13 protein-coding genes and 2 tRNA genes are annotated in these 25,920 nt (G+C 69.8%); 11 read left to right on the top strand and 4 right to left on the bottom strand.

What is annotated here, in order from left to right:
• Positions 1-42: 42 nt before the first annotated feature.
• Together orn and FB454_RS10850 are read left to right on the top strand one after the other, a co-directional pair.
• Positions 43-633 carry an oligoribonuclease gene (gene orn / locus FB454_RS10855; RefSeq protein ID WP_013284400.1) on the top strand — a complete coding sequence of 197 codons (591 nt, stop codon included), beginning with the start codon at positions 43-45 and terminating at the stop codon, positions 631-633.
• A gap of 89 nt (positions 634-722) precedes the next feature.
• A tRNA-His gene (locus FB454_RS10850) sits at positions 723-798 on the top strand.
• Between the two features lie 46 nt (positions 799-844).
• Here the strand turns inward: FB454_RS10850 and FB454_RS10845 are convergent.
• Together FB454_RS10845 and FB454_RS10840 are read right to left on the bottom strand one after the other, a co-directional pair.
• Positions 845-2,140 carry a L,D-transpeptidase gene (locus FB454_RS10845; protein WP_013284401.1) on the bottom strand — a complete coding sequence of 432 codons (1,296 nt, stop codon included), beginning with the start codon at positions 2,138-2,140 and terminating at the stop codon, positions 845-847.
• 162 nt (positions 2,141-2,302) lie between these two features.
• A complete protein-coding gene (locus FB454_RS10840) occupies positions 2,303-3,580 on the bottom strand; it encodes a L,D-transpeptidase (protein ID WP_013284402.1) in 1,278 nt (425 codons plus the stop codon).
• 187 nt (positions 3,581-3,767) lie between these two features.
• Between FB454_RS10840 and FB454_RS10835 the strand changes: the two genes are divergently transcribed.
• The 8 genes from FB454_RS10835 to FB454_RS10800 all read left to right on the top strand — a co-directional run bounded on the left by FB454_RS10835 (position 3,768) and on the right by FB454_RS10800 (position 21,373).
• A tRNA-Lys gene (locus FB454_RS10835) sits at positions 3,768-3,843 on the top strand.
• A 248-nt stretch (positions 3,844-4,091) separates the two neighbouring features.
• Positions 4,092-4,346 carry a hypothetical protein gene (locus FB454_RS10830; protein WP_013284403.1) on the top strand — a complete coding sequence of 85 codons (255 nt, stop codon included), beginning with the start codon at positions 4,092-4,094 and terminating at the stop codon, positions 4,344-4,346.
• An 84-nt stretch (positions 4,347-4,430) separates the two neighbouring features.
• Entirely contained in the window at positions 4,431-4,982 is a 552-nt protein-coding gene (locus FB454_RS10825) for a kinase (protein WP_013284404.1), read from the top strand.
• A 47-nt stretch (positions 4,983-5,029) separates the two neighbouring features.
• Positions 5,030-5,887: a MerR family transcriptional regulator gene (locus FB454_RS10820; RefSeq protein WP_145822882.1), complete on the top strand. Its 858-nt coding sequence runs from the start codon at positions 5,030-5,032 to the stop codon at positions 5,885-5,887.
• A 696-nt stretch (positions 5,888-6,583) separates the two neighbouring features.
• The gene (locus FB454_RS10815) at positions 6,584-9,778 is read left to right on the top strand and encodes a DNRLRE domain-containing protein (protein ID WP_145822881.1); all 3,195 of its coding nucleotides are present in this window, start codon (positions 6,584-6,586) and stop codon (positions 9,776-9,778) included.
• Positions 9,779-9,894: 116 nt separating this feature from the next.
• Positions 9,895-13,356, top strand: coding sequence for a LamG-like jellyroll fold domain-containing protein (locus FB454_RS10810; protein ID WP_176921770.1), 3,462 nt, complete (start codon positions 9,895-9,897; stop codon positions 13,354-13,356).
• Positions 13,357-13,446: 90 nt separating this feature from the next.
• Complete coding sequence (locus FB454_RS10805; RefSeq protein WP_486485411.1) at positions 13,447-20,232, top strand: polymorphic toxin-type HINT domain-containing protein; 6,786 nt, start codon at positions 13,447-13,449, stop codon at positions 20,230-20,232.
• A gap of 625 nt (positions 20,233-20,857) precedes the next feature.
• Positions 20,858-21,373, top strand: coding sequence for a hypothetical protein (locus FB454_RS10800; RefSeq protein WP_145822880.1), 516 nt, complete (start codon positions 20,858-20,860; stop codon positions 21,371-21,373).
• 158 nt (positions 21,374-21,531) lie between these two features.
• Here the strand turns inward: FB454_RS10800 and FB454_RS10795 are convergent, their stop codons facing one another.
• The gene (locus FB454_RS10795; RefSeq protein WP_013284410.1) at positions 21,532-22,041 is read right to left on the bottom strand and encodes an SRPBCC family protein; all 510 of its coding nucleotides are present in this window, start codon (positions 22,039-22,041) and stop codon (positions 21,532-21,534) included.
• Complete coding sequence (locus FB454_RS10790; RefSeq protein ID WP_013284411.1) at positions 22,031-22,765, bottom strand: class I SAM-dependent methyltransferase; 735 nt, start codon at positions 22,763-22,765, stop codon at positions 22,031-22,033. The genes FB454_RS10795 and FB454_RS10790 overlap by 11 nt, the downstream gene beginning before the upstream one ends.
• A 77-nt stretch (positions 22,766-22,842) precedes the next feature.
• Here FB454_RS10790 and FB454_RS10785 point away from each other — a divergent pair, with 77 nt between their 5' ends.
• Positions 22,843-25,911 carry a VWD domain-containing protein gene (locus FB454_RS10785; protein WP_145822879.1) on the top strand — a complete coding sequence of 1,023 codons (3,069 nt, stop codon included), beginning with the start codon at positions 22,843-22,845 and terminating at the stop codon, positions 25,909-25,911.
• Positions 25,912-25,920 lie beyond the last annotated feature (9 nt).

The raw sequence follows: 25,920 nt of genomic DNA, 5'->3' as shown, positions 1-25,920 counted from the left end.
GGGCCGAGGCGCGGGCGCGTCGGCGGCGCGTAGTCTGTTCCGGTGGCTGATCTTCTCGTCTGGATCGACTGTGAGATGACCGGGCTCGACCTGCGGCGGGACGCCCTGATCGAGGTCGCCGCGCTCGTCACCGATCCCGACCTCAACGTGCTCGGTGACGGCGTGGACGTGGTGATCCACGCCGACGACGAGGCGCTCGACGGCATGCCGGAGATCGTGCGGACCATGCACGCCAAGTCCGGCCTCACCGAGGAGGTACGCCTCTCCACGGTGACGCTGGCCGAGGCCGAGGACATGGTGCTCGACTACGTGACCAGCTACGTGAAGGACCCGCGTACGGCCCCGCTGTGCGGCAACTCGATCGCCACCGACAGGGGTTTCCTGGCCCGCGACATGACCCGGCTCGACGCGCACCTGCACTACCGGATGATCGACGTGTCCTCGATCAAGGAGCTGTGCCGGCGCTGGTACCCGCGGGTGTACTTCGGGCAGCCGCAGAAGGGCCTGGCCCACCGGGCGCTCGCCGACATCCGGGAGAGCATCCGCGAGCTGGAGTACTACCGGCGGACCGTGTTCGTGCCGCTGCCGGGGCCGGACGTCGAGGCCGCGAAGGCGATCGCCGCCCAGCTCTGACGCCCCGGCCGAACCCGGTGGACGGGGTCGGCCGGAGTGTGGCTATGATTAGTCCGCGCACCGCCCGGGCGACCGGAGCGGCGAGCATGGTGGCTGTAGCTCAGTTGGCAGAGCACCGGGTTGTGGTCCCGGTTGTCGTGGGTTCAATTCCCATCAGTCACCCCAACACGAAGCCCCCTCCTCCGGGAGGGGGCTTCGTCGTATGAGTGGGTCAGGGGGTGGGCTCGACGCTCGGCGTACCGGCGTCCGGCGTGGTGTCGTCCGACGGCGGCTCGTACGGCAGGGCGCTGCCCTTGACGTACTCGTCCCAGCTCATGTTCCAGTCGGTCCAGCCGTTGCCGTTCTGGAGCTTGCGCTCGGTGCCCTTGACGGTGATCGGGTCACCGATGCGGGTGTTGGCGAACAGCCAGTTGCCTTCCTTCATCGAGACGTTGACGCAGCCGTGCGACACGTTCGTGCGGCCCTGCACGCCCTCGGACCAGGGCGCGGCGTGGATGAACTCGCCGCCCCAGGTGAGCCGCTGGGCGTAGTCGATCTCGGTGCGGTAGCCCTCCTCCGGGCCCAGCTCCTCCAGGGTGTCGAAGACCGTGTGCCGGAGCTTCTCGATCACCACCATGGTGCCGCTGGAGGAGGGGGTGCTCTTCTTGCCCAGGCTCACCGGGATGGTCTTGACCACCTTGCCGTCGCGGGTGACAGTCATCCGCTTGGTGCGGTTGTCGACTGTCATCACGAACGACGGGCCGATCTTGACGTCGACGCTGAGGTCGGCTCGGCCGTACCAGCCGCCGCCCAGCGGCAGCCCGCCCGCCTGCACCTTGTAGCTGACCGTGCTGTTGGCCTTCCAGAACGTCTTGGGCCGGTAGCGCACCTCGGTCGGGCTCACCCAGTGCCAGATGCCCTCCTGGGCGGGCTTCGAGGTGACAGTCATCCGGCGCTGGATGTCGTCGCGGTAGTCCTCCGGGATGGCCCGGCCGAACTTCACGATCAGCGGCATGCCCACGCCCACGACCTGGTTGTCGCCCAGGAAGCTGGTGACCCGGATCTGCTTGGCCGGCTTCGCCATCGTGGTGAACGTGCTGGTCGCGGTGGCGGGCTTGCCGTCGTCGCCGGTCGCGGTGACGGTCGCCGTGTACGTCTGCCCGTACTCCAGGGCCGAGGACGGCAGCCAGCTCGCGCCGTCCGCCGCGAGCGTGCCGTCGACGACCTTGCCGGCGGCGTCCTTCAGCTCGACTGTGGTCTCCTGCGCCTCCTTCGTGGTGAAGGTGATGGCGGTGGACGCGGGCACGTCCTTGGCGTCGGCGGCGGGCTCGCTGATGGTGGCCGCCGCCTTCGGGGCCTTCTCGCCCTCGTCGCCGCCGCCCTGCCAGCTCGACGGCTTGTCGCCGCCGCCGCTGGTGCAGGCGGTCAGGGCCATCGCGGCGGCGAGCAGCCCGGCCGCCAGCGCACGGCGGCGGCCGACGCGTCGGGCGCTCGCGCCCCGGATCGGTTCGTCCTGGCCAGCTCGCATGAGTCCCTCACAAAGTGATGCCGTGCCCCGTCGTCTCTGGTCAGACGCGCCGGAGCGGGTACGCGTTGCCGGACGTGAAACGGAACACCCTGCGCGGGTGTAACGATTCCGCCGTCGTCCGGCGCTTTTTCGGAGGTGGCATGTCCGACCACGTTACGCCGGTCAGAACGGCGCCGGCTGCCCGCCCTGCGGAACCGGCAGCGCGCTGCCGGCGACGAACTGCGACCAGCTCATGCTCCACGCCGTCCAGCCGTTACCAGGGGCCAGGCGGCGTTCGGTGCCCTTCACCGTGATCGGGTCGCCCACCATCGTCTTGCCGAACAGCCACCGGCCGTTGGCCATCGACACGTTGACGCAGCCGTGCGAGACGTTGCGGCGCCCCTGCACGCCCTCGGACCACGGAGCGGCGTGGATGTACTCGCCACCCCAGGTGATCCGCTGGGCGAAGTCGATCTCCGTGACGTAGCGGTTGGCCGGGTCGGGCTCGCTGCGGGTGTCGAAGACGGTGGACTCCTTCTTCTCCATCACCACCATCGTGCCGCTGGAGGAGGGGGTGCTCTTCTTGCCCAGGCTGACCGGCAGCGTACGGATGACAGTGCCGTTCTCGGAGACCGTCATCTGCTTGGTCGCGTTGTCCACGGTCATCTCGAACGCGCGGCCGATCTCGGCGGTGGCGCTGCGGTCGATGTTGCCGTAGCGGCCGTTGCTCAGCGGGATCCCGGCCAGCGCCAGCCGGACCGTGATCGTGGTGCCGGTCTTCCAGTACTCCGGGGCCCGGTAGTACGCCTGGGTGCCGTTGTCGACCCAGTGCCAGGCGCCGGGCTGCGGCGGGTCGGTCTGCACGAACATCCGCTTCTGCACCGCCGCCCGGTCCTTCTTCGGGATGCCCGGGGAGAACTCGGCGACCACGGGCATGGCCACCCCGTACGTCTTGCCGCTGAACATGTAGAGGCCGGAGCCGATCATCGACTTGGGCTTGGCCATCGTGGTGAACGTGCTGGTGCCCTGGTAGGTCCGGCCGTCCTTGCCGGCGCCGGTGACCGTGGCGGTGTACTTGGTGCCGTACTTCAGCGCGGCCGACGGCACCCAGCTGGAGCCGTCGCGCCGCATCCGCCCGGCGACGCTGGCGCCGTCGGCGGTGGCGAGCGCCACCTTCGACACGGTGCCGCCGCCGGGGATGCGGGCGCTGATCTCGGTGCTGACCGGCCGGCCGCTCGCGCCGTCGGCCGGGCTCACCGTCAGCGGCGGCGCGGCGGCGCTGTCGCTGGGTGCGACGCTCGGGTCGGGCGCGGAGGACGAGACGCCGCCGACCTGCTGCTGGCCGGGCACGAACTCCGGCTTCTTCCCCTCGTCGCCGCCGCTGCCGCACCCGGTCAGTGCCAGCGACGCCGTCAGGACCAGGGCGCCCACCGTCGCCCCGGCCCGCGCGAACCTGCCCATGCCCACCCCTGTCCTCGCGTGCCTGGCGGACATCGTGCCGTATCGACGCTCCCGCGCCCGCCCCCGCGCTGGATCAGGTGACCGTTTTGGCCGCTTTCGCCGGTTAAGCTCGTCCGAAGGGTGGACCCCGGTATCGGATTGGAACCCGCCTCGGCGGGCGTGCTAATCTTCTTCCCGTTGTCAGCGAGCGCCGCTAGCTCAACTGGCAGAGCAGCGGACTCTTAATCCGCGGGTTCGGGGTTCGAGTCCCTGGCGGCGCACCAACGAGCAAGGCCCTGACCAGGCGTTCACGCCGGCCGGGGCCTTTTTCGCGTACGGTGCCCCGGTGCGCGCCGGGGTGGCCGCCCGTGGGTGGGACGCCACGTGCGTCACACCGGCCGCAGGGCACCCATGACGTTCCACCGAGGCGCGGTCCGCCCGTCGGCGCCGCTTGTGCGGTCGCCCTAATCTGATCATGATCGTAACGGCCACGATGGATGGTCGGGTGACGACGATCAGGACGGGAGAAGACATGAAAGCCTTCGGACGGCCGCGGATCCGCAGCCTCGTCGCCGCCACCTCGGTCGTGGGCGCCTTGGTGCTCGGTCTGGGTGCGCCCGCGTACGCGGACTACTCGAGCCCGACCTACTCGACGTTGAAGGCCTGCAACGAGGCCCGGCCCAAGTACCAGTCGTCGTGGACGAAGCCGCAGGCGTGCCGTCCCATGTACAACTGGGACGGCACGAAGGTGATCGGTTACGCGTTCCTGGTGAAGACCCAGGGCTAGTGCGGTCGCCCGCCGGGCTGCCAGGAGCGGCACCGGCGGGCGTCCACCCGCCTTCGGCATCGCTCCTCGCGCCAGGGAGGGACAGTGCGCGCCGTACCCGCCGGCAGCTCGGACACGATCCTCGTCTGCATTCGGGGCAACTCCGGCTCGGGCAAGAGCAGCATCGCCCGGGAGCTGCGACGCCGGCACGGCCGGGGCTGCGCCCTCGTCGAACAGGACTACCTGCGTCGCATCGTCCTGCGCGAACGGGACAAGCCCGGCGGCGTGGCGCCCGCCCTGATCGAGCAGACCGTCCGGTTCGCCCTCGACCGCGGCTACCACGTGGTCCTGGAAGGCATCCTGTACACCGGCCGCTACCGCGACGTGCTGACCTCGCTGCGGGACGGTCACCGGGGGCGGTCGCTGTTCTGCTACCTCGACGTGTCGCTGGCCGAGACGCTGCGCCGGCATCTGACCCGCCCGCAGGCCGCTGACTTCACCGCCGCGCAGATGAGCGGCTGGTACGCCGCGCACGACGTCCTGGGCTGGCCCGGCGAACTCGTCCTCCCGGAGAGCGCCGGTCTGGACCAGGCCGTGGAGGCGATCGCGGCTGCCTCCGGACTGCCTCAGGACGGGTGCGACGACGACAGGCGCTAGCCGGCGTCATTTGCCCTTCCGGTTACTGCAAGGGGCAGTCTGGGGTCATGTTGTCGATCAGCGAGTTCAGCCAGATGTGCCACCTGTCCCCGCAGGCGCTGCGCTTCTACCACGCCGAGGGGCTGCTCGTGCCCGCCGGGATCGACGACCGGACCGGCCACCGCTCGTACGCCTTCGACCAGGTGGAACGGGCCATGCTGATCACCTTGCTGCGGGACACCGGGATGAGCGTCAAGCTGGTCCGGCGCGCCCTCGACGAACCGGACCAGGCGGTCGCCCTGCTCGACCGGCACAGCGACGAGGTCAGCCGGCAACGGCAAGCTCAGGCCGACGCCATCGCTGCGGCCCGCGCCGTCTTCGAGGCGCAGCCCGAACCGCGGTTGCGGCACGTGCCGGCCACGACTGTGGTGGCGCGGCTCGTGCCCGGCACACCGCTGGGCCGGGACGCGCAGGAGTGGGACCGGGCCGAGGAGATCATCACGGCGGCGGCGGCCGACCTGGTCACCACCGTGCGGCAGGCCGGCGTCACCTGCCGGGGTGAGCCGTGGCGGACGCTGGCACTGGAGACGCCGGAGCAGGACCGGCGCGTACTCGACGGCACCGGGCCGTTCTGGACGGTCAAGGTCGCTGTGGATGGCACCCCGGAGACACTGCCGTCCCTGCCCGCCGGCCTGATCGTGCAGACGCCCGACGCCCACGACGAGCGGTCCATCTTCATGCCGGGCCGCAACACGATGGCCAAGTACTGCACTGTGGTCCTGCGCCTGCTCGACGCCGCCCCTGTCGACGGCGACCGGTTCGTGAACCTGGCGCGTCTGCGTCAGGAGGTCCGCCCCGACGGCGTGCTGAGCAGCGCGCCCGTCGAACGCCGGCCGGGGTCACCCACGGAGGACCTTGAGCGCTGAACCCGCCCGCAGCCCGGATGTCAGAAGGTCGGCCAACCCTGACGAAATCGGTGCCGCAGTGCTTTCGACTGGTAATCGTCTTCGCCGATTGCCTCGCTCGCGTCGCGCATGATGATCACCAACGCGTCACTCCGCGGACGAGGGTGATCCCGACGCCCGAATGAGGCGAATATCGGTCGGTGTTCTGACGACACGAATCGGTTTTCCGTTGTCGCTGTTCGGTGCTCCGTGCTGGACCGATGACCTGCCCGAGCGGCTGGCGTGATGCCGCCCGCCGCCATTTCGGTGCGTCCATGAGTCTGATTGGTCCGGCACTGTCTCCCGATGGGCGAGTGCCGCATCGGCTGATTGTTCGATCAATGGCAACTACGCCGTGTCATATTCGAAGATGGTGATGCGTGAAAGTAGTTCGCAATGGTGAAGTGGCCCGCGCGGCGTCAGTTGACTGCAGCAACCATCTACTGATCTGCGGTTTTGAAGATCGATCCGACCGCCTGACGCCATCACTCGTGGGTGCGGCAGTCGCCGAACGCTCCAATGTGGAGGACGCAATCGACTACCGAGCGTGTTGATCGATCGATGGGATGTCCAATTCGCCGTGATCCGTCCTGACAGAACGTGTCCGACCTTGTGCGCTGAGGCAGGACGCCCTTAGAGTCCCGCTCGCACAACTGCAAAGCACACGGGGGAGGGTTTGTGGCACGTCGAGTGACGGCCACTGTCCGTTCGTGCCTGGCTGCGGGCGTCGCCGTACTGACGGCGGCCGCGTTGGCGGGCGTACCGGGAGAACCGGCGGAGTTTCTCGCCGCTGGACCGGACGGCGTGACAGGTGGCGTGGAGAGCCGGACCGATGAGGCGGTGTCCCTTCGGGCCGCCCGCGAGTCCGGCAAGCCGGTGCAGGTCAAGAGCCTCACATCGGAGACCACCGAGGTCTTCGCCCTACCGGACGGTCAGTTCCGGGCCGAGCTTTCGGTCGGCGCGAGCCGGATCCGGCGCGGTGACCAGTGGGTTCCGGTCGATCTGACCCTGCGCAAGGGCGCGGACGGGCGGATTGCCGCCGTCGCCCACCCGTTCGATCTGGTCGTCTCCGGCGCGCAGCCGAGCGGGACGCAGGAGCTGGCAGTCCTCGGCCACGGGGCCGACCGGCTCGCGGTCGGCTGGGCCGGTCGGCTGCCCGAGCCGAAGCTGGACGGCGGACGGGCCACCTATGTCGACACGCTGCCCGGGGTGGACCTGATCGTCGAAGCGACCCGCGCCGGGATGGAGGCGTTCTTCGTCGTCAAGGACCGCAGCGCCGTGAAGCAGGTCGCCCGACTCACGCTGCCGATCACCGGGCCGAACGCCGCCCGGGCGGTCCGCGACGCCGGCGGCAACACCGCCATCCAGGACACCGCCGGCCGGGTGGTTGCGCGCACTCCCGCACTGCGAATGTGGGACGCGCGGGTCGACGCGCTCGGCAATCCCACCGCCGAGACGGCGGTTGCATCCACGATCGCCCCTGCCGCCGGGGCCCGTGGAACCGGCCGGCTCGACCTGACGCTGACCCCGGACATGCGCTGGCTGACCGACTCCGAGCGGGAGTATCCGATCGTCATCGACCCGACGATCAACCCGCTGTACACCACCTTCGACACGTTCATCCAGGCCGGCGACACGGTCAACCGGGGCGGCACCGACGACCTCCGGCTCGGTCGGCTCGGTCCGACCGGGCCCGTCACCCGGTCCTTGCTGCGCTGGGACACCGCGGCCCTCGTCGGCAAGCAGATCACCTCTGCCACCGTCTCGTTCTGGAACTGGTGGTCGCCCCTGTGCGAGGGCCGGTCGTGGGAGCTCTGGACCGTGGGGGCCGTGGCCGACGACATGATCTGGGATACCCAGCCGGCATGGAACAACCAGGAGGCGACCACCCTGGCGACTGCCGGCTACGACGCCAGTTGCAACGACGCCTGGGTCGGGATCAGCGGTACCAAGTTCTTCCAGCGCGCGGCGAACGCCGGTGACACCCGCGCCGACATGGGCCTACGGGCCACCGACGAAACCGATTCGAAGTCCTTCAAGCAGTTCCGCTCCCGCAACGCGACCGCCAGTGCCGAGGTGCCCAAGGCCAGCGTCACCTACAACTCGTGGCCGACCGTGACGGCCCGGTCGACCGTCCCTGCCACCACGTGCGCGACCGGGTCGGGTCGTCCGCTGGTCAACACCCTCACGCCGCAGCTCAAAGCAACAGTCACCGATGGTGACGGCACCGCGATGACTGTCACCTTCGAGTGGTGGGCGATGAACGCCGACGGGCCGATCGGTGCGGCGAGCCTCAGCGGCGTCGCCTCCGGGGCTACCGCCGCCGCGACCGTGCCGGCCGGGGCCTTCGTCGACGGCGGCATCTACCGCTGGCGGGTGAAGGCCGCGGACGGGGTCAGCGGCAGCGACATCTGGTCGTCGTTCTGTGAGATGCAGGTGTACACCACGGCCACTCCGGTCACCGGTTGCACCGGCGGAACGGACAGCGACTTCAACGGCGACGGCGTCGCCGACATCGCGATCGCCGACCCGGAGGCCACTGTCAACGGCCAGATCCGTGCCGGCCGCATCAACGTCACGTACGGCGGCAGCACGACGGTGCACACCCTGCACGAGGGTGGGGCCAACATGCCCGGTGCAGCCGAGGCGGGTGACCGCTTCGGCACGTCGATCGCCGTGTACGACGCCAACAACGACGGGTGCACCGACCTGGCGGTCGGCGTGCCGAACCAGGCCGTCAGCGGCCAGGCCCAGGCCGGTGTCGTCTACGTACTGCTCGGATCACCCGCCGGCCTCGCGCAGGGCCCGCCCGCCGTCTCGTACCACCAGGACAGCGCCAACGTCCCCGACGCGGCCGAGGCGTACGACTGGTTCGGCTACGCCGTGGCCGGCAGCCGGACGGCCAGCGGTGAGCCGTACCTCGTCATCGGCGCGCCCGGTGAAGGGCTGGCCAACCCGGTCACCGGGATCGTGCATTACATGCGCGGCACCGTGAACGTGGCGATGTCCCAGGGTAGCGGCATCCCGGGCGCGGCCGAGATCGACGACCGAACGGGCTATGCGGTGGCCGCCTCCACCCACCACTGGGCGGTCGGTTCCCCGGGCGAGGCGATCGGCACCGAGGCCTTCGCCGGAGCGGTGAACGTCTTCAGCCACACGCTGAGCAACGGGCTGCCGACCCTCGCCGCCGGCCTGGAGCAGAACGTCGCCAACGTCTCGAACGACGCCGAGGCCAACGACAACTTCGGCAAGTCGATCTCGATCGCGCCGTACCGGCCCGTCGGTGCTCCCGCCGGCCAGGCCGACTCGCTGGTCGTTGTCGGTGTGCCGGGTGAGGACCTGGTCGTCGCGGCCACCAACACCCCGGCGCCGGACGCCGGGCTGGTGCACCGGTTCCACGTCACGGCCGCGAACACCTTCACCGAACTGCCCGCGATCACGTACGCCTCGGAGGACGGCGACTACCTCGGCGAGAAGGTCGTGGTGGTGAACACCGCGCCGGGCAGTGAGGGCACCAACGCGACGATGTTCGTCGCGATCGGCGTGCCGGGTGAGGACGCGGGCACGTCGGTGGCCGACTCCGGACGGGTACGTGTCTTCCCGGCGCTGGCCAATCCGATCGGCACCCCGACCACGCTGCACCGGGAATCGGGCGGCATGCCGGGGACGGCCGGCGCCCAGGAACTGGTCGGCACCTCGCTCTCGGCCACCTCGCAGCGGCTCTATGTCGGCACTCCCTACGGTGCGGACGCCGTCTACGGGTTCACCTGGTCCGACCTGAGCGCGGGCAACACGGTTCCGAGCGTCACCTGGCAGCCGGGACAGGGCGGTCTCCCCACCGGGCACAGCGCGTTCGGGGCGGCGATCAGCTGATGAAGACCATCGACATGAGCAGTTATCCAGCGGGGGAGGACCAGAGGGTGGCCCGTCGTACGAGAAAACGGGGCCGGGTGTTCACGCTCGGCCTCACGCTCGGCCTCGCCGGCCTGATGTCCACTGCGGTGTTCGTCCAGCCTCCGGAGCCGGCGCCGCGCACCGCCGCGGCCTCGGAGGACCTCGTCCGGGACACCGAGGCCGAGGCGCTGGTGGCCGCGAGGGCACTCAACCAGCCGGTCGAGGTGCTGGCGCACCGCACGGAGTACCGCGACGTCTTCGCGCAGCCGGACGGCACGCTCATCGCCAACGGCCACACGCAGCCGGTGCGGGTCACCCAGGGGGACGCCTGGGTACCCGCGGACTCGACCCTTGTGGTTCAGCCCGACGGCTCGTACGCCCCGGCGGCCGCGCTGCTCGGCATGCAGCTCTCCCAGGGCGGCACCGCACCGCTGATGGTGGTCACCCGGGACCAGAAGAGCATGACCCTGACCTGGCCGCACGGGCCGCTTCCCGCTCCCGTGGTCGAGGAGAGCAAGGCGACCTACCCGAACGTGTTCCAGGATGTCGACCTGGTCACGAACGTCACTGTCGAGGGCTTCTCGCACGTACTGGTGGTCAAGACGCCGGAGGCGGCCGATCTGCCGGAGCTCCAGAATCTCCGGCTCGGGGTCGCCGCGGTGGGTCTGACCATCGAGGAGACGGCCGAGGGTGGCGTGGTCGCCCTGGACCCGGTCACCGACAACCCGGTCCTGGAGGCGGACGCGCCGACCATGTGGGACAGCGGAAGCCAGGAGGGGGGCGATGCGGCCGCGGCGCGGTCGCTGGACACCTCGTCCACCGACCCGGGCGCGGCCTCGGCCGAGGGACCGGGCGACACGTCGGAGGTGGCTCCGGTCGGCCTCGACTACTCGGACAACACCCTCACCCTCACCCCGGACCGGTCCATGCTGACCGATCCGGAGGCCTCGTTCCCGCTGTACATCGACCCGGTATGGCAGAGCAGCACCAACAGCGCCTGGGCGATGGTGGACAGCGGCTACCCCAACGAGGAGTACTGGAAGTTCGACGGCAAGCGGCACGAACGGATCGGCCTCTGCCCCAGTTCCTGCAACAACTCGAAGGTCAAGCGCCTGTTCTACCGGCTCGCCACGCCGTACTCGGGCAAGACGATCCTGGAGGCCACCTTCCGGGTCACCCTGCAGCACGTCTACAACTCGACCGCCCGGGCGGCGGCGCTCTACCTGATGCCGGCCGGGATCACCTCCTCCACCAACTGGAGCAACCAGCCCGGCGGCTCGGGCTGGTCCGGAGCGACGCACCTCGCCACCAGCTCACCGACCAAGACGCAGGCCACCTGTACCTCCACCAACCAGAACACGGAGTGGAACGCGAAGGCCGCGGTGCAGCAGGCGGTGACCAAGGGCTGGAGCAACGTGACCCTCGGCCTGCGGTCGGTCAGTGAGAGCGACTCGACGCACACCAAGCGGTTCTGCGACAACGGCGTCCTCTCGGTCCGCTACAACCGGGCGCCGGTGATCGCCAACCTCAACGAACTCACCATGTCCCCCGGCGGGCAGTGTGTCTACGGCTCCGGCGCGCCCTACGTGGACGTGCCGCCGCGGCTGAACGCGGTGCTGCGGGACCCGGACCACTCCTCGGCCCACACCGAGCAGATCAAGGCCGAGTTCAAGGTGACCTGGACGCCGGCCGGCGGGACGCTGCAGACGCGCTCGTACACCACTCCGCTGAAGGCCAGCGGATCGGTCTTCTCGTACACGGTCCCGAGTGACATCGCGCAGAACGTCCCCATCTCCTGGGAGGTACGGGCCAGCGACAACACCAGCTGGGGTCCGTGGAGCAGTGAGGGCTCGCGCAACGTCTGTCAGTTCCTCTACGACAAGACCAGCCCCAGCGCGCCCGACGTCGACTCCGCGGTGTACCTGCCGCAGGACGCGGCCGACAACGGGACGGCGAGCGCGTCGAACTGCATCGAGAGCGACGAGTGGCTGGGTTCGATCGGTGTACCCGGCAACTTCGTCTTCGACTCCGCCGCCACGGACGTGGTGGAGTACCGGTACGGCTTCAACACCAACCCGGCGCCGGGCGTGAATGTGCTTCGGCCCACCACCGACGGCGGCCCGGTCACCCTGCCGAACTGGTACCCGGACAAGGAGGGCCCGCGGACGATCAACGTCCAGGCCGTCGACCGGGCCGGCCGGTCGAGCAGCATCGCCTCGTGCACGTTCCGGGTGGGCAAGCGACCGCCGACCGCCCAGTGGTCGCTCGGCGAGGTCGCGGGCGAGGACGGCGCCGGCGACGGGCTCGGTGACAACGACGCGACGGCCGGAAGCGGCGTCACGTTCGGGGTCGAGGGTCCGGGTGGGACGTCCGACACGGCCGCCCGGTTCGACGGGACGGCCGACGCCCACCTCACGACCAGCAAGCCGGTCCTGACCGACACGTCGGCGAGCTTCGCCGTGACCGGCTGGTTCAAGATCGACGATGCCGGCCGCCGGCAGGTGGCGGTCAGCCAGGACGGCACCGGTGAGCCCGGGTTCGCGCTGGGGGTCGAGGGAGGAACCTGGTTCTTCCGGATGCCGGTCAACGACGTCAACTCACTGGGCCGCTGGCAGGTGGACGGTGCGGCGGCCACCACGGGTTGGACGTACGTGTCCGCCATCTTCGACGGTGCGAAGAAGGAGATGTCGCTCCAGGTCGGGAACAACGCCCCGCGCGTCGCCCAGCGCAGGTCGCTGACCAAGTCGCGCGGTCCGCTCCAGATCGGCCGTGTGCTCACCAAGAGCGGTTACGCCGACAACTGGGGAGGGGCGATGGCGGACGTCTCGGTCTTCGACCGGCTGATCATCGCCGACGAGGTCACCGGTCTGCAGAAGACCGCTCCGAGCCGTAAGGCGTACTGGCGGTTGAACGCGGAGACCAGCAAGGTCAGCCCCGAGGAGCGCGGTGGAGCGGGGCTCACCCTGGGCACCGGTGCGACCATCTTCAAGCACCCGGTCCTGTCCCTGCTCGGCGGTGGTCACCTCGCGCTGACCGGTAACGCGGACAGCTATGCCAGCACATCGACCAACGCGGACATGGCGGGCAGTTTCTCGATCAGCGCCCGGGTCAAGCTGACCAGCAACTGTGCCGGTACCCCGATGACCGTCTTCTCGCAGAAGGGCACCAACGGCAGCTCGGTCGTCGTGCGCTGCAACAACGCCGGGCAGTGGGAGCTGGCGATGGCGAGCACCGACACGGTGGCACCGGAGTGGACCACGAAGGCCACCGACGAGGCGCCGAAGCTGGTCGGCAAGGGTGACCATCTGACCCTCGTCTACAACGGCTACGCCCGCGAAGTGACCCTGTACGTCAACGGGTCCTTCACCGAGGCGATCCAGCTGGTGTCGCCGTTCGTCGCCACCGGCGGGGTGCAACTGGGGCGCGCCTGGCTCGACGGCGCCTTCAAGGAGCACCTGTCCGGCGCCGTCGACGACGTCCGGGTCTACGACGGTGTCGCCGACAAGGTCCTGATCGAGAAGCTCAACGTCCAGGTCCGCGAACAACTCTCGCTCTGACGTGACAGGCGGTGGGTCCGCCCGCTCCCGGGCGGGCCCACCGGCACGCGAGACCTTTCCCGTTCTTCTCCCGTAACCCCTGGAGGGGTGATGTTCTCCCGACTCCTGGTCCGGTCCGGCGGGTTCGTCCGCCACACCGTACGACCGGTTTCCTGGGCGATGGCCGGTGTCATGGCCGCCGGCTTCATCCAGATCGCGACCCCACCCGCCTCGGCCGAGGCGAAGCCGAACCGTCCGTCGACCTCGGACGCGTCCAAGGTCCTGCCCAAGCGCGACCCGCTGCCGGCCAAGCCGAAGGCGGCCAACCCGGCGGTGGCTGCCGCCTCCACCGCCCCGGCGAAGGTCACCTGGCCCGCCGCCGGCGCCGCGGACATCACCGTGCCGGCGCCCGCGTCGGCCCGCTCCACCGCCGGCTCTTCGAAGGCCCCGGCGGCCACCGCCAAGATCGGTGGCCTGCCGGTCGCGGTGTCGGCCGCACCCGCCGCGGCGGCCGCCGCGCCGGACTCGGCCCGTCCGGCGGCCTCCGCTCCCGGCAAGGTACGCATCGAGGTGCTCGACCGGAAGGCCTCGGAGAAGGCCAAGGTCGACGGCCCGATCGTCCGGCTCGACCGGGCCGACGGTCAGGCCGCTGCCGGGAACGTCCGCCTCGCCCTCGGCTACGGCGGGGTCGCCGGTGCGTTCGGTGGCGACTTCGGCGCCCGGCTGCGGCTGGTCCGCCTGCCGGAGTGCGCGCTGACCACGCCGGAAAAGGCCCAGTGTGCCCCGGTTCCGCTGCCGACGACGAACGACAGCGCCGCCGAGACGCTCTCCGCCGAGGCGGGCACCGGTGCGCTCTTCGCCATGACCGCCACCGACTCCTCCTCGCAGGGTGACTACGGCGCCACGAAGCTGTCCCCGTCGTCCAAGTGGTCGGTGGCCCCTTCCACGGGTGGCTTCTCCTGGAGCTACCCGCTGCGGAGCCCGCCGGTGCCGGGTGGTGGTGCGCCGCCGATCGCGCTTGCCTACTCGTCGCAGTCGGTCGACGGCCGGACCGCGACGACCAACAACCAGGGTTCGTGGATCGGTGAGGGCTTCAACTACGAGCCCGGGCACATCGAGCGCCGGTACAAGCCCTGCTCGGACGACGGGCACGACCAGTACGCCGACCAGTGCTGGGCGTACGACAACGCGACCATCCTGCTCAACGGCAAGTCGACGGAACTGGTCAAGACCGGTGACACCTGGCGGTTCGGGACCGACGACGGCTCGAAGGTCGAGCGGCTCACCGGCGCGGTGAACGGTGACAACGACGGCGAGTACTGGCGGGTCACCACCACCGACGGCACCCAGTACCACTTCGGCCTCAACCGGCTCCCCGGCTGGACCTCCGGCAAGGAGGAGACCGGCTCGACCTGGACCGTGCCGATCTACGGCGACGACTCGGGCGAGCCCTGCTACAACGCGACGTTCACGTCGGCCTACTGCGACCAGGCGTGGCGCTGGAGCCTCGACTACGTCAAGGACCGCTACGGCAACGTCACCTCGTACTTCTACGAGAAGGAGATCAACTACTACGCCCGGGGCAAGAAGACCGACGTCAACGGTGTCCCGTACGTCCGGGGCGGCTGGCTCAAGCGGGTCGACTACGGCCAGCGGCACGAGGCCGTCTACACGACCAACGCCCCCGCCCGGGTGCGCTTCGAGACCAAGGAACGGTGCCTGCCGTCCGGCAACGTCGACTGCGACCCGCAGGATCTGAACACCACCACCGCGCCCTACTGGCCGGACGTGCCGTTCGACCGGAACTGCGCCAAGGACACCAAGTGCAAGCTCGACCAGATCACCCCGACGTTCTGGACCCGGGCCCGGTTGACCGGCATCACCACCGAGATCCGCGAGGGCACCGGCTGGACGCCGGTGGACAACTGGAAGCTCGACCACCTGCTCACCGACAACGGTGACGGCTCGCGGACCCTCTGGCTCCACAAGATCACCCACACCGGCCTCTACGGGCCGGGCGCCGACATCGCCATGCCGTCGGTCGAACTGGGCGGCCTGCAGCTGCCCAACCGGATCGACCGCGACGGCGACAACATCGCCCCGCTGGTCCGCTTCCGGCTGGCGACAGTGTGGACCGACGCCGGCGGTCAGATCGACGTCAACTACGCCACCCCGGACTGCACCAAGAGCACGCTGCCCACGCCGGGCAACAGCACCAGGCGCTGCTACCCGGTGAAGTGGAACCCGCTCGGCAGCGGCGACCCGATCACCGACTGGTTCCACAAGTACGTGGTCGAGCAGGTCGTCGAGACCGACCGCACCGGCGGGGCGCCGGACATGGTGACCCGCTACCAGTACCTGGACGGTGCGGCCTGGCGGCACGCCGACCCGGACGGCATCTCCGACCCGAAGGACCTGACCTGGAGCGACTGGCGCGGTTACGGCCGCGTGATCGTCACGGCCGGCGACGGTCAGGTCCAGACGACCAAGACGGAGTACCGCTACCTGCGCGGCATGCACGGCGACAAGGATCCGGACGGCGGCACGCGTACCGTCAGCGTCGCCGACTCCACCGGCGGGAGCCACACCGACCACAACGAGTTCTCCGGCCACCAGTTGGAGAGCATCGTCTACGACGGCGCCGACGCGGTCAGCAAGAGCATCGCCGTCCCGTGGCGGCACAACACCGCGACGGAGACCCACAGCTGGGGCAGCAAGAAGGCCTGGTTCATCAACACCACCACCGCCCGGAGCCTGGTCGCCCTGGCCGCCGGCGGCTGGCGGGAGACGAAGCAGACCTCGACCTTCGAGACCAGCTTCGGCCGGGTGACCGAGACCGAGAACGAGGGTGACGTGGCGGTCACCGGCGACGAGGCCTGCAGCCGGACCACGTACGCCGACAACGCGACCGCCCACCTGTACAGCCTGGTGTCGCGGGTCGAGTCGGTGTCGGTGGCGTGCTCGGCCACCCCCGACCGCAGCAAGCAGGTCATCTCCGACACCCGGACGCTCTACGACGGCAAGGCGTTCGGCGTCGCGCCGACGCTGGGCAACCCGACCCGGACCGAGCGGCTGAAGAGCCACAACGGCACGACGGCCACCTACATCCGCGCCTCGGAGGGCACGTTCGACGCGTACGGCCGGCCCTTGACCGCCGTCGACGCGCTGGGCCGGGTCACCAAGACCGTGTACACGGACACCAACGGCCTGACCACCAAGGTCAAGGAGACCAACCCGCTGCAGTTCGTCACCACCACCGACTACGCCCCGGCGTGGGGTGTGCCGGTCGGCCAGGTGGACCAGAACGGCCTCAAGAGCGTCCTGGAGTACGACGCCCTGGGCCGGCTGGCGAAGGTCTGGATGCCGGACCGGACGGGCGCCAGCGGGCTGGAGCCGAGCATCCGCTACAGCTACCTGGTCCGCACCGACAAGCCGGTCGCCATCAAGACCGAGCGGCGGCAGAACGACGGCTCCTACAGCGTCGAGTACAAGCTGCACGACGGTCTGCTCCGGCCCCGCCAGGTGCAGTCGGAGGGCCCGGACGGCACCCGTACGGTCGCCGACACCTTCTACACCGGCACCGGCCAGCTGGCGAAGACGTACGCGACGTACACGGTGGCGGGCACGCCCACCGACGTGATCTACCCGGCCGTCAACGGTGACGTCAACGGCCAGACGCTGTACGTCTACGACGGCGCGGACCGGGTCACGGCGGAGATCTTCGCGGTCGCGGGCAACGAGAAGTGGCGCACCACGACCACCTACGGCGGCGACCGGGTTTCGGTCGACCCACCGGCCGGCGGCACCCCGACGACCGCGATCACCAACGCCCTGGGCAAGACCACCGAACTGCGGCAGTACAAGGGCAGCGGTCCTACGGGCGACTTCGACAAGACCGAGTACACCTACACGCATGCCGGGCAGCTGAAGACGGTCAAGGACCCGGCCGGCAACGTCTGGTCCCACGAGTACGACCAGTTGGGCCGCAAGACGAAGTCGATTGACCCGGACGCCGGCACGTCGACGTCCGGCTACGACGACCTGGACCGGCTCACCAGCACCACGAACGCCCTCAACCAGACGATCAGCACGAAGTACGACGAGATCGGCCGCAAGATCGCCGTCTACAAGGGGGCCGCCGACACTGGCGAGCTGCTGAGCAGCTGGACGTACGACCTGGAGATGCTGGGTGAGCTCTCGTCGACGAGCCGCTGGATCGAGGGACACGAGTACGCCACGTACTTCTCGATCTACGACGAGTTCTACCGGCCGCACGCCACCTACTACTCCGTGCCCGAGCACGCCGGTGCCGAACTGGCCGGCTTCTACACCTTCGGCACGGAGTTCAACCGGGACGGCACCGTCCAGTCGCTGAGCATGTCGGAGGGCGGTGGGCTGCCGTTCGAGACTGTCGCCTACACCTACGACAGTCTTGAGCGCCTGACCGCGGCGACCGGTGACGCCCCCTACCTGACCGACGTCGAGTACGCCGGCACCGGCGAGGTACTGCAGACCGAGGCTCGGGTGGGCACCCGGAAGGTCTGGTCGACCTACGAGTACGAGCAGGGCTCCAAGCGGCTCACCCGGCAACGGCTGGACCGCGAGTCGGCCCCGGTCGTGGACATCGACGCCCGCTACACGTACGACCAGTCCGGCAACATCCTGCGGATCGCCAACAACCCGTCCGGGACCCAGGACACGCAGTGCTTCACGTACGACTACCTGCGCCGCATGGAGCGGGCCTGGACGTCGGCGAGCACCGCGACCGACCCGTGCGCCGGCGGGCCCTCGGTCACCGGGGTGGGCGGCGTGGCCCCTTACCACCACGCCTACACCTTCGACGTCACGGGCAACCGCAAGACCGAGGTCCAGTACGGGACCAACGGCACTCCGCTGATCGAGCGCAGCTACACCTATCCGGCCGCCGGCCAGGCGCAGCCGCACACGCTGAGCCAGATGACGGAGAAGACTCCGCAGGGCGACCGGCTGTACTCGTACGAGTACGACGCGGCCGGCAACACGAAGAAGCGGACGAGGACCGGCGAGGACCAGACCCTGGCCTGGGACGCCGAGGGCAACCTCGAGTCGGTCACCGAAGCCGGCAAGAAGACCAGCTTCCTCTATGACGTCGACGGCTCCCGGATGCTCCGCAAGGAGCCGGCCTCCACCACGCTCTACCTGCCGGGCATGGAGATCCGGCTGAACCACCAGACCCGGTCCACCGACGCCACCCGGTACTACTCGCTTCCGGGCGGGGCGAGCCTGGTCCGCAAGGTGGACGGCCTCCGGTACGTCGCGAACGACCACCACGGCACCGGCCAGGCAGTCGTGGACCAGAGCGGCGCTGTCACGCACCGGCGGATGACCCCGTACGGCGAGAACCGGGGCGCTTCGCCCGGTCAGTGGCCGACGGAGAAGGGGTTCGTCAACGGGAACATCGATTCCACGACAGGCCTGGTCAACATCGGCGCGCGGGAGTACGACACGATCACCGGCCGGTTCATCTCGGTCGACCCGATCATCGACGTCAACGACCCGCAGCAGATGAACGGGTACGCGTACGCCAACAACAACCCGATCTCGTTCTCCGACCCGGACGGTCTCAAGGCCTGCTCCGACGACGCCTGCGGGCCGGGCGCCGACTACGAGGACATGTACGGCAACTACCACAAGGTCAAGGGCCACAACGACGGGTGCGGCGGTTGCTCGGGCGCGTACGACCCGGACGAGCCCACGATCAACGTCCACAACAACCCGCGGGCATCAGCGGAGGAGCGGGCCGCGGCCGCGCGGGCGGCGGCGGAGAAGGAAAGGCAGCGGCGGATCGCCGCGGCCAAGGCGAAGATGCTCAATGCCGCCAAGGCCCTGGCGAAGATCCTGATGGACGAGTTGGGTATCACCGATGCCCTGGACTGCTTCCTCAAGGGCGACATGGGCGGCTGCCTGGCCACGGCAGTCAACGTCGCGGGCGCGGCGATCGGCGGTGCGCTGGGCAAGCTGGCCGTCAGATACGGCGCTCCATGGAAGTGGAAGAAACTCGCCAACCTGACCAGCCGCGTCAAGGGCCTGCTCGGCGATCTGGTCGGCAGCGCCAAGGCATTCATCAAGTGCAAGAACAGCTTCGTGCCCGGCACGTTGGTGGTGATGGCCGACGGATCGCGCAAGCCGATCGAGGACGTCAAGACCGGCGACATGGTGTTGGTGACCGATCCGGTGACCGGCAAGACGACGATCAAGCCGGTGGTGGCGACCATCATCGGTCAGGGCAGCAAGAACCTGGTCGAAGTCACCATCGACCCCGACCGTGACAGCGGCGACGCCACTGAGCGCGTGGTCGCCACCGACAATCACCCGTTCTGGGTGCCTGCTCTGGGCAAGTGGGTCGTCGCCGCCGATCTGCGGGCTGGCCAGTGGCTGAGCACCTCGGCCGGCACTCACGTGCAGATCAGCGCGATCCGGCAGTGGACGGAGCCTGCACAGGTCCACAATCTCACGATCGACGACATCCACACGTACTATGTGGTCGCCGGCAATACTCCGGTCCTCGTGCACAACGAGGGTGGCGTGCCGGTGCCGCCCTTCGTGGATGGGCAAGACTTCGAGTGGAGCATCGAAACGCCGAAGGGGAATGTAGGAATGCTCGCAGAAACAAGTGTGAGCGGACGGCGCGTTACGCTCTCCAATGTGGTGGTCTACGGTGACAGTCCGGAGCTAACCCGCGGATCTTTGGGCACGTCAACTGTGTTGAAAGCTTTGCGCGGGAAAATTGCACCTGCGGCGGCTGCGCAGGGATTTGATCAGTTGACTATCTCAGGGATTCGGCTTACCGGGCCGGTTGGGCATCGCCCTGACTTCACCCTGGACCTGCAGAAGTATGCCGGTCGTGATGTGTGCTGATGCAACCACAAGAGCGATATGAGGCTGCATTGCAGGGCGCACGTCATCTGATTGACGGCGGCGAAAGCATGGAGTCCGCGCTGCGGTACATGAGGAGCGCGGGGTTGTCACAGATTGAGTGTGTAAAGGCGGTGAAGTCGCTGACAGGCGGGAACCTTGGCCAGGCCAAGGAAATCGTACACTTCAGCGAAACGTGGTCTGACACGAGAGCGTGTCAAGAGCGGCTTCATGATAATCTGAGGGATGGGCTGAGTGCCGAATAATAACGGCGAAGCGACAAGAAGAATGACCGCAAGATATTTGTGATGCTCTTCTGATGGTGCCGCTGCGGGAGCGACTCGCTCTCGCAGCGGCATCATCACGTCGCGCGTGGGCGGGCATGACGGTGCTCGCGCCTCCCAGAGAGAGCGGAGGCAGGTCAGCGACCCGGTCGATCAGGGCAGCCGTGCCGTCCAGGGCCGCGAAGGCAGCCGGCGGATCCTTTCCATGGCGGCGGCCAGATCGTTCGCTGCCGTCGCAAGCGGGGTTGTCGCTTCCTGTGCGTAGCGCCGCGCGGTGGCGACGTCGATTTCAGCTGCCGATCAATCTCAATCCATGTTGATGCTTCGTTCGGCATGGTGCGGCCATGGAGAATGGGCTGATCGCAGTGTGGGATAGCGAAAGGGGCTCGGCCGTGCCGGAGGGTCCAAGCGTGTTGGATGTCCTGCCTGGGATCGGCCTTGATCGTGCCCGGTTCGGGGAGAGCCGTTCCAGTCACCGTGAGCGGCTCGGAAGCTACGAGGCTTTCGAGCGAGTGCCGGGCGCGGGGGTGACCGACATCTATGAAGATGGAATGGTCATGCTGTCCTACGACGAGCTGGACCGCCTCGCCTTCATAGAGATCGGAGGCGAAACAGCCGTGTCACTTGGTGGAACTCAATTAACGGGAAGGCCTCTCGTGGCCGTGCTTGAGGAGCTAGCTCAGGGCGGTCTCACGGTTGATTTCGACGGCGACTCGTCGTACGCAATCTCGTCAACCGGAGTTGAACTCTTCACCAGCTCTCCGGATGACGTTGATGAACCAGCTGGGGGAGTTTCGATAGCGCGAACCGGGCGAGAACGAAGTGCGGAGTTGCGCGCACCGGTTGCTGGCAGCTGCTGAGCAGGGTGCAGATGCGGTGCCCACGCCGATCCACCACAGCAACGGGCCGATGGCCGTCATCAGGGTAAGGAGAGCCACTGACCAGCCCGGCCATCGGCGTAGCGTAGGTCGAGAACCTCTGCCGGTCGTGAACGTATCCGGGGGTCTAGCCACGACGGTCAGCGAGCCGACCCATCGCCGGACTCGGCGAGCCGCTTGAGGTTCAGCAACTGCCGGCGGGCCATCACCAGGTCGCCGAGGCAGCCACCGAGGGCGATCACCGGGTTCGTCCGCATCACCACCTTGAGCAGCAGGCGGGTGGTGTTCCCGGCGTCGGGCACCAGGACGTACGACAGCACCGCGCCCATGATCTCGCCGGTGAGGTGGTGCCCCGGCTCGACCGCGAGGATCCGGCCCCGCCGCCGCCCGCCGGCAGTCGTGAACGCCTCGCCCACCACCGGCTCGGGAAGGTTCACCAACCGTTGCGGTGAACGGCGGCCGAGGTTGTCGATCCAGTCGTACGAGTACGGCGCGAGCCGGATCTGGGCGACCCACCGCCACACGGCGGAAGGTGGCGCGTCCACGCTCACCCCGCGCCACGCCCGCAACGTGGGCGCGGGGACGAAGTGGTCGCACGGGTACCGGCGACGTGTCTCGTCGTCGGAGACACCCCACCGGTCACCGAGCATCGGCCCGGCCCAGCACCAGCGTGGTCCGCAGGTCGAGCACGACGGTGCCGCCGAAGTCGTCGACCAGCCGGTCCAGCGCGGCGATCCCGCGTCGTTGCTGGTCCGGGGTGCGGGACAGGTACGGCCCGAACGTGCGCATCAGCGCCAGGTACCGCTCCTTGTCCAGCGGCAGTTCCCGCCGGAACACCTCGCGGCGTACGTCGTCGAACTGTCCGCTGTCGAGGACGTCCCGGTGGAACCAGTCGACGGGCCGCTCCCGGACGGTGGGGTCGACGGATCGCAGTGCGGCCCGGACGGCGGCCTGCTGGGCGGCGTCGGCGTAGTCGTAGCGGTGCCCGAAGACGGCGAGGGTGCCGCCGGGCGCCAGGGCGCGGCGGGCAAGGGCGTTGCGGGTGGCCGGGTCCAGCCAGTGCCAGACCATCGCGCAGGCGAGCACGTCCACCCCACCGGCGGGCGGCGACCACCGCTCGAACGTCGTTGCCTCGATGCGCGCTTCCGGGAACCGCTCGGCCAGCCGGGCCGCCATTCGCGCGTCGGGCTCCACGCAGGTCAGGGGCGCACCGAGGCGGGCCAGCACCTCGGTGCCCTTCCCGGTGCCCGCGCCGACCTCGGCCACCGACGCCGGTGCGCCGCCGTGGTAGGCGAGTATCGACCCGGCGATCTCCGGCGGATATCCCGGCCGGGCGCGCTCGTAAAGGTCGGCGACCGTGCCGAAGACATTCATCACCAGCAGGATACGGCTCCGACCGGTCCCCGACAGACCGCGCGGAAACCGGCCCACCCGCTTCTACAGTCCGCACCATGAGGTGGACCCTGCGGCTGGCGGCGGCGCTCGGCGTACTCGCGACCGCTCTGGCGACCGGGTCGGCGAGCGGCGCCGCGGCGCCCGCCGACGGCGGCCTCGGCCTGGCCCTGCGGCCCGGCCAGGCCGACTACCAGGCCGGGGACCAGGTCCGCCTCGACCTCACCGTCACGAACACGACCGGGTCGGCGTGCGCGCTCGCCACCGGGCCCGTCGGCACCGTGCAGGTCACGGGGGTACGCCGGGACGGGCGCGACGTCGAGCCGACGCTGGCCCGCAGCTTCTTCGAGGACGGGATCGGCGCCGCCGCCACCGCCGGGCTCACCTCAGTGGAGCCGGGAGCGACCGCCGTCGTGGCGTCGACCGGGGTACGGCTGCGCGACGGCGAGGTCGTGCTCCGCTCGGTGGCCGCCACCCCGGACGGCGGTGGGCTGGACACGCTCTGGCCGGTCGGCGCACCCGGCCGGTACGAGGTGACCGCCGGCTACGTGACGCTGCCGGTCACAGGCGCGACGAACCCGTGTGCGGGCGCGACAGCGCTGCGGACCGCCACGTTCACCGTGTCCGACGACGGCGGGACCGGCCGGCGCTGGCTCTGGCTCGTCGGCGGGGGAGCACTCGCGCTGCTCGTCGTCGCGCTGGTCGTGCTGCTGCTGGTATGCCGACGACGCCGGCCGACAGCCGCCGCCGTGGCCCTGGTGCTGCTGGTGGCCGTCGGCGCGTACGTCGGCGGTGGTGCCCGGCCGGCGCGGGCCGACTACGGCGTCGACCCGACCGCCGGGGTGCCGGTCAGCGGCGTCGACTTCCAGGCGGCTGTCGACGGCTGCCTGGCCGGGTTCGCGTTACCCGGCGGCGACCCGTCCGGCCTGCTGCCCCGGCTGCGCGACAAGAAGAGTCCCCGCGTGCGGATCATCCCGACCACAGGTGGATCGGGCGCGTTCGAGACGCCGGACAGCGCCGACGGCAAGGGCTCCTCGACAGTCACGTGGAACCCGAACTCCACCGACCCGTACGGCGACGGGGTGGCCCGCGACCCGTGCGCCGCGCTCTACCACGAGCTGAACCACGCCGACGACATCTCCCGGAACGCGGTGCCGCAGGGCGAGTGCGGCGGCACCGGCATCCGTACCGCCGAGGTGAAGGCGACGCTCGCGGAGAACCGCTACCGGGCGGCGAAAGGGCTGCCGCCGCGCACCGAGTACGACGGGAAGCCGCTGCCGAAGAACCTCGACGAGTGCAAGAAACCGGCCAAGAAGACACCGCCGCCGAAAGGCCCGGTGAAGCTCTGCGAGGACGGCGCTGATTGCGGCGGCAGCAACGGCGACCCGCACCTGGTCACGTTCGACCGGGTCGCCTACGACTTCCAGGCCGTCGGCGAGTTCACGCTGGTCGCGTCCACCGGCGGCGACCCGCTGGAGGTGCAGGTCCGGCAGGCCCCGATGGCCGGCACGCGTACCGCCTCGGTCAACTCGGCTGTCGCGTTCCGGATCGGCGCGCACCGCATAGCGCTCACCCTCACCGACGGCGGCACCCGGGTGCACGTCGACGGCGCGTCACCGGCCGCGCTGCCGGACCGCACCGACCTGGTCGGCGGCGGCATCCTCACCCGCCGTCCGTCGGACACCGGCCCCACCGACGGGTACGACGTGACGTGGCCGGACGGGTCCGCGGCGGCGGTGGACCAGATCGGCCGGTACGGCTACCGCGTGCTGGTCCGGCTCGCCGAAACCAGGGCCGGGAAGGTACGCGGACTGCTCGGCGACTTCGACGGCGACCCGGACGACGACATCGCGCCCGCCTCCGGGGCGGCGCTGGCCCAGCCGGTGCCGTTCGGGAAGCTCTATCCCGCGTACGCGGACAGCTGGCGGATCACCCCGGAACGCTCGCTGCTGCACTACGACGACGGGCAGGACACCGGCACCTTCACCGACCGCGCGTTCCCGGAACGGGAGGTCACCGTCGGCGACCTCGACCCGGCCCGGCGCGCGGCGGCCGAACAGGTCTGCCGCTGGGCCGGCGTGACCGCGCCCGCCCAGCTCGCCGAATGCGTCTTCGACGTCGCGGTCAGCGGCCGACCCGAGTTCGCCGTGGCCGGCGCCACCACCGAACGGGTCGCCCCGCCGGCCGCCACCCCGATCACCGCCGTACCCGTCGCCACCGCCACGCTCACCCCCGGCGGAGAGCCGCTGACGTTCGCCGCCCGCGCCGGGGACGCCGTCTTCGTCGACGCCACCGCGCCGGGAATCGGCGACCGCTGCTCGCCGTACGTGCTCACCGAGCCGGGCGGACGGGAGATCGCCAGCGGATGCAACATCAAGGGCGCCGGGTACGTCGACCGCGTCGACCTCACCGCCACCGGCACGTACGCGCTGCGGGTCGTCGCCGCACCCGGCGACACCGGCCGCGCCGCCGTGCGGGTGTACTCGGCCCGGGACAGCGACGGCACGGTGCAGCCGAACGGCCCGGCGGTCACCGCCACCGTCGCGCAACCCGGCGCGTGGGCGCGTTACCGGTTCACCGGGCGCGCGGGGGAGCGCGTCTACGTGGAGGTGCCGACGAGCACGCTCACCGACCAGTGCTCGCCGTTGGAGCTGCGGGACGCCGAGGGACGGCTGCTGAGCAGCGGTTGCGTGATCAACGGCGCCGGCGAGATCGACGGCACGCTGCTGCCCGCCGACGGGACGTACACCGTGGTGGTCGACCCGACCGAACGCGGCACCGGCACGACCACGCTGCGGCTGATCGCCAGCCGGGACCGGGAGGCGACGATCTCGGTCGGCGGACCGCCTGTCGTCGCCGTCGCGGACCGGCCCGGCGCGATCACCGGCTACCGGTTCACCGTCACGGCCAGCGCGTCCGTGACGGTGAGCGCGACCGCCTCCGACCTGCCGGACCAGTGCGGCGTGCTGGCCCTGCACGCGCCCGACGGCAGCACCGTCACCACCGGCTGCGTGATCAACGGGGCCGGTGAAATCGGGCCAACCGTGTTGCCGGCCTCCGGGGCGTACACCCTGGTGGTGGACCCGTCCGGGGCCGCGACAGGGCAGGTCACGCTGGCGCTGCGGTGAGGCCGACCC

It is taken from the genome of Micromonospora sp. CNZ297 (assembly GCF_007827625.1).
This window is presented reverse-complemented; position numbering and strand designations above follow the sequence as displayed.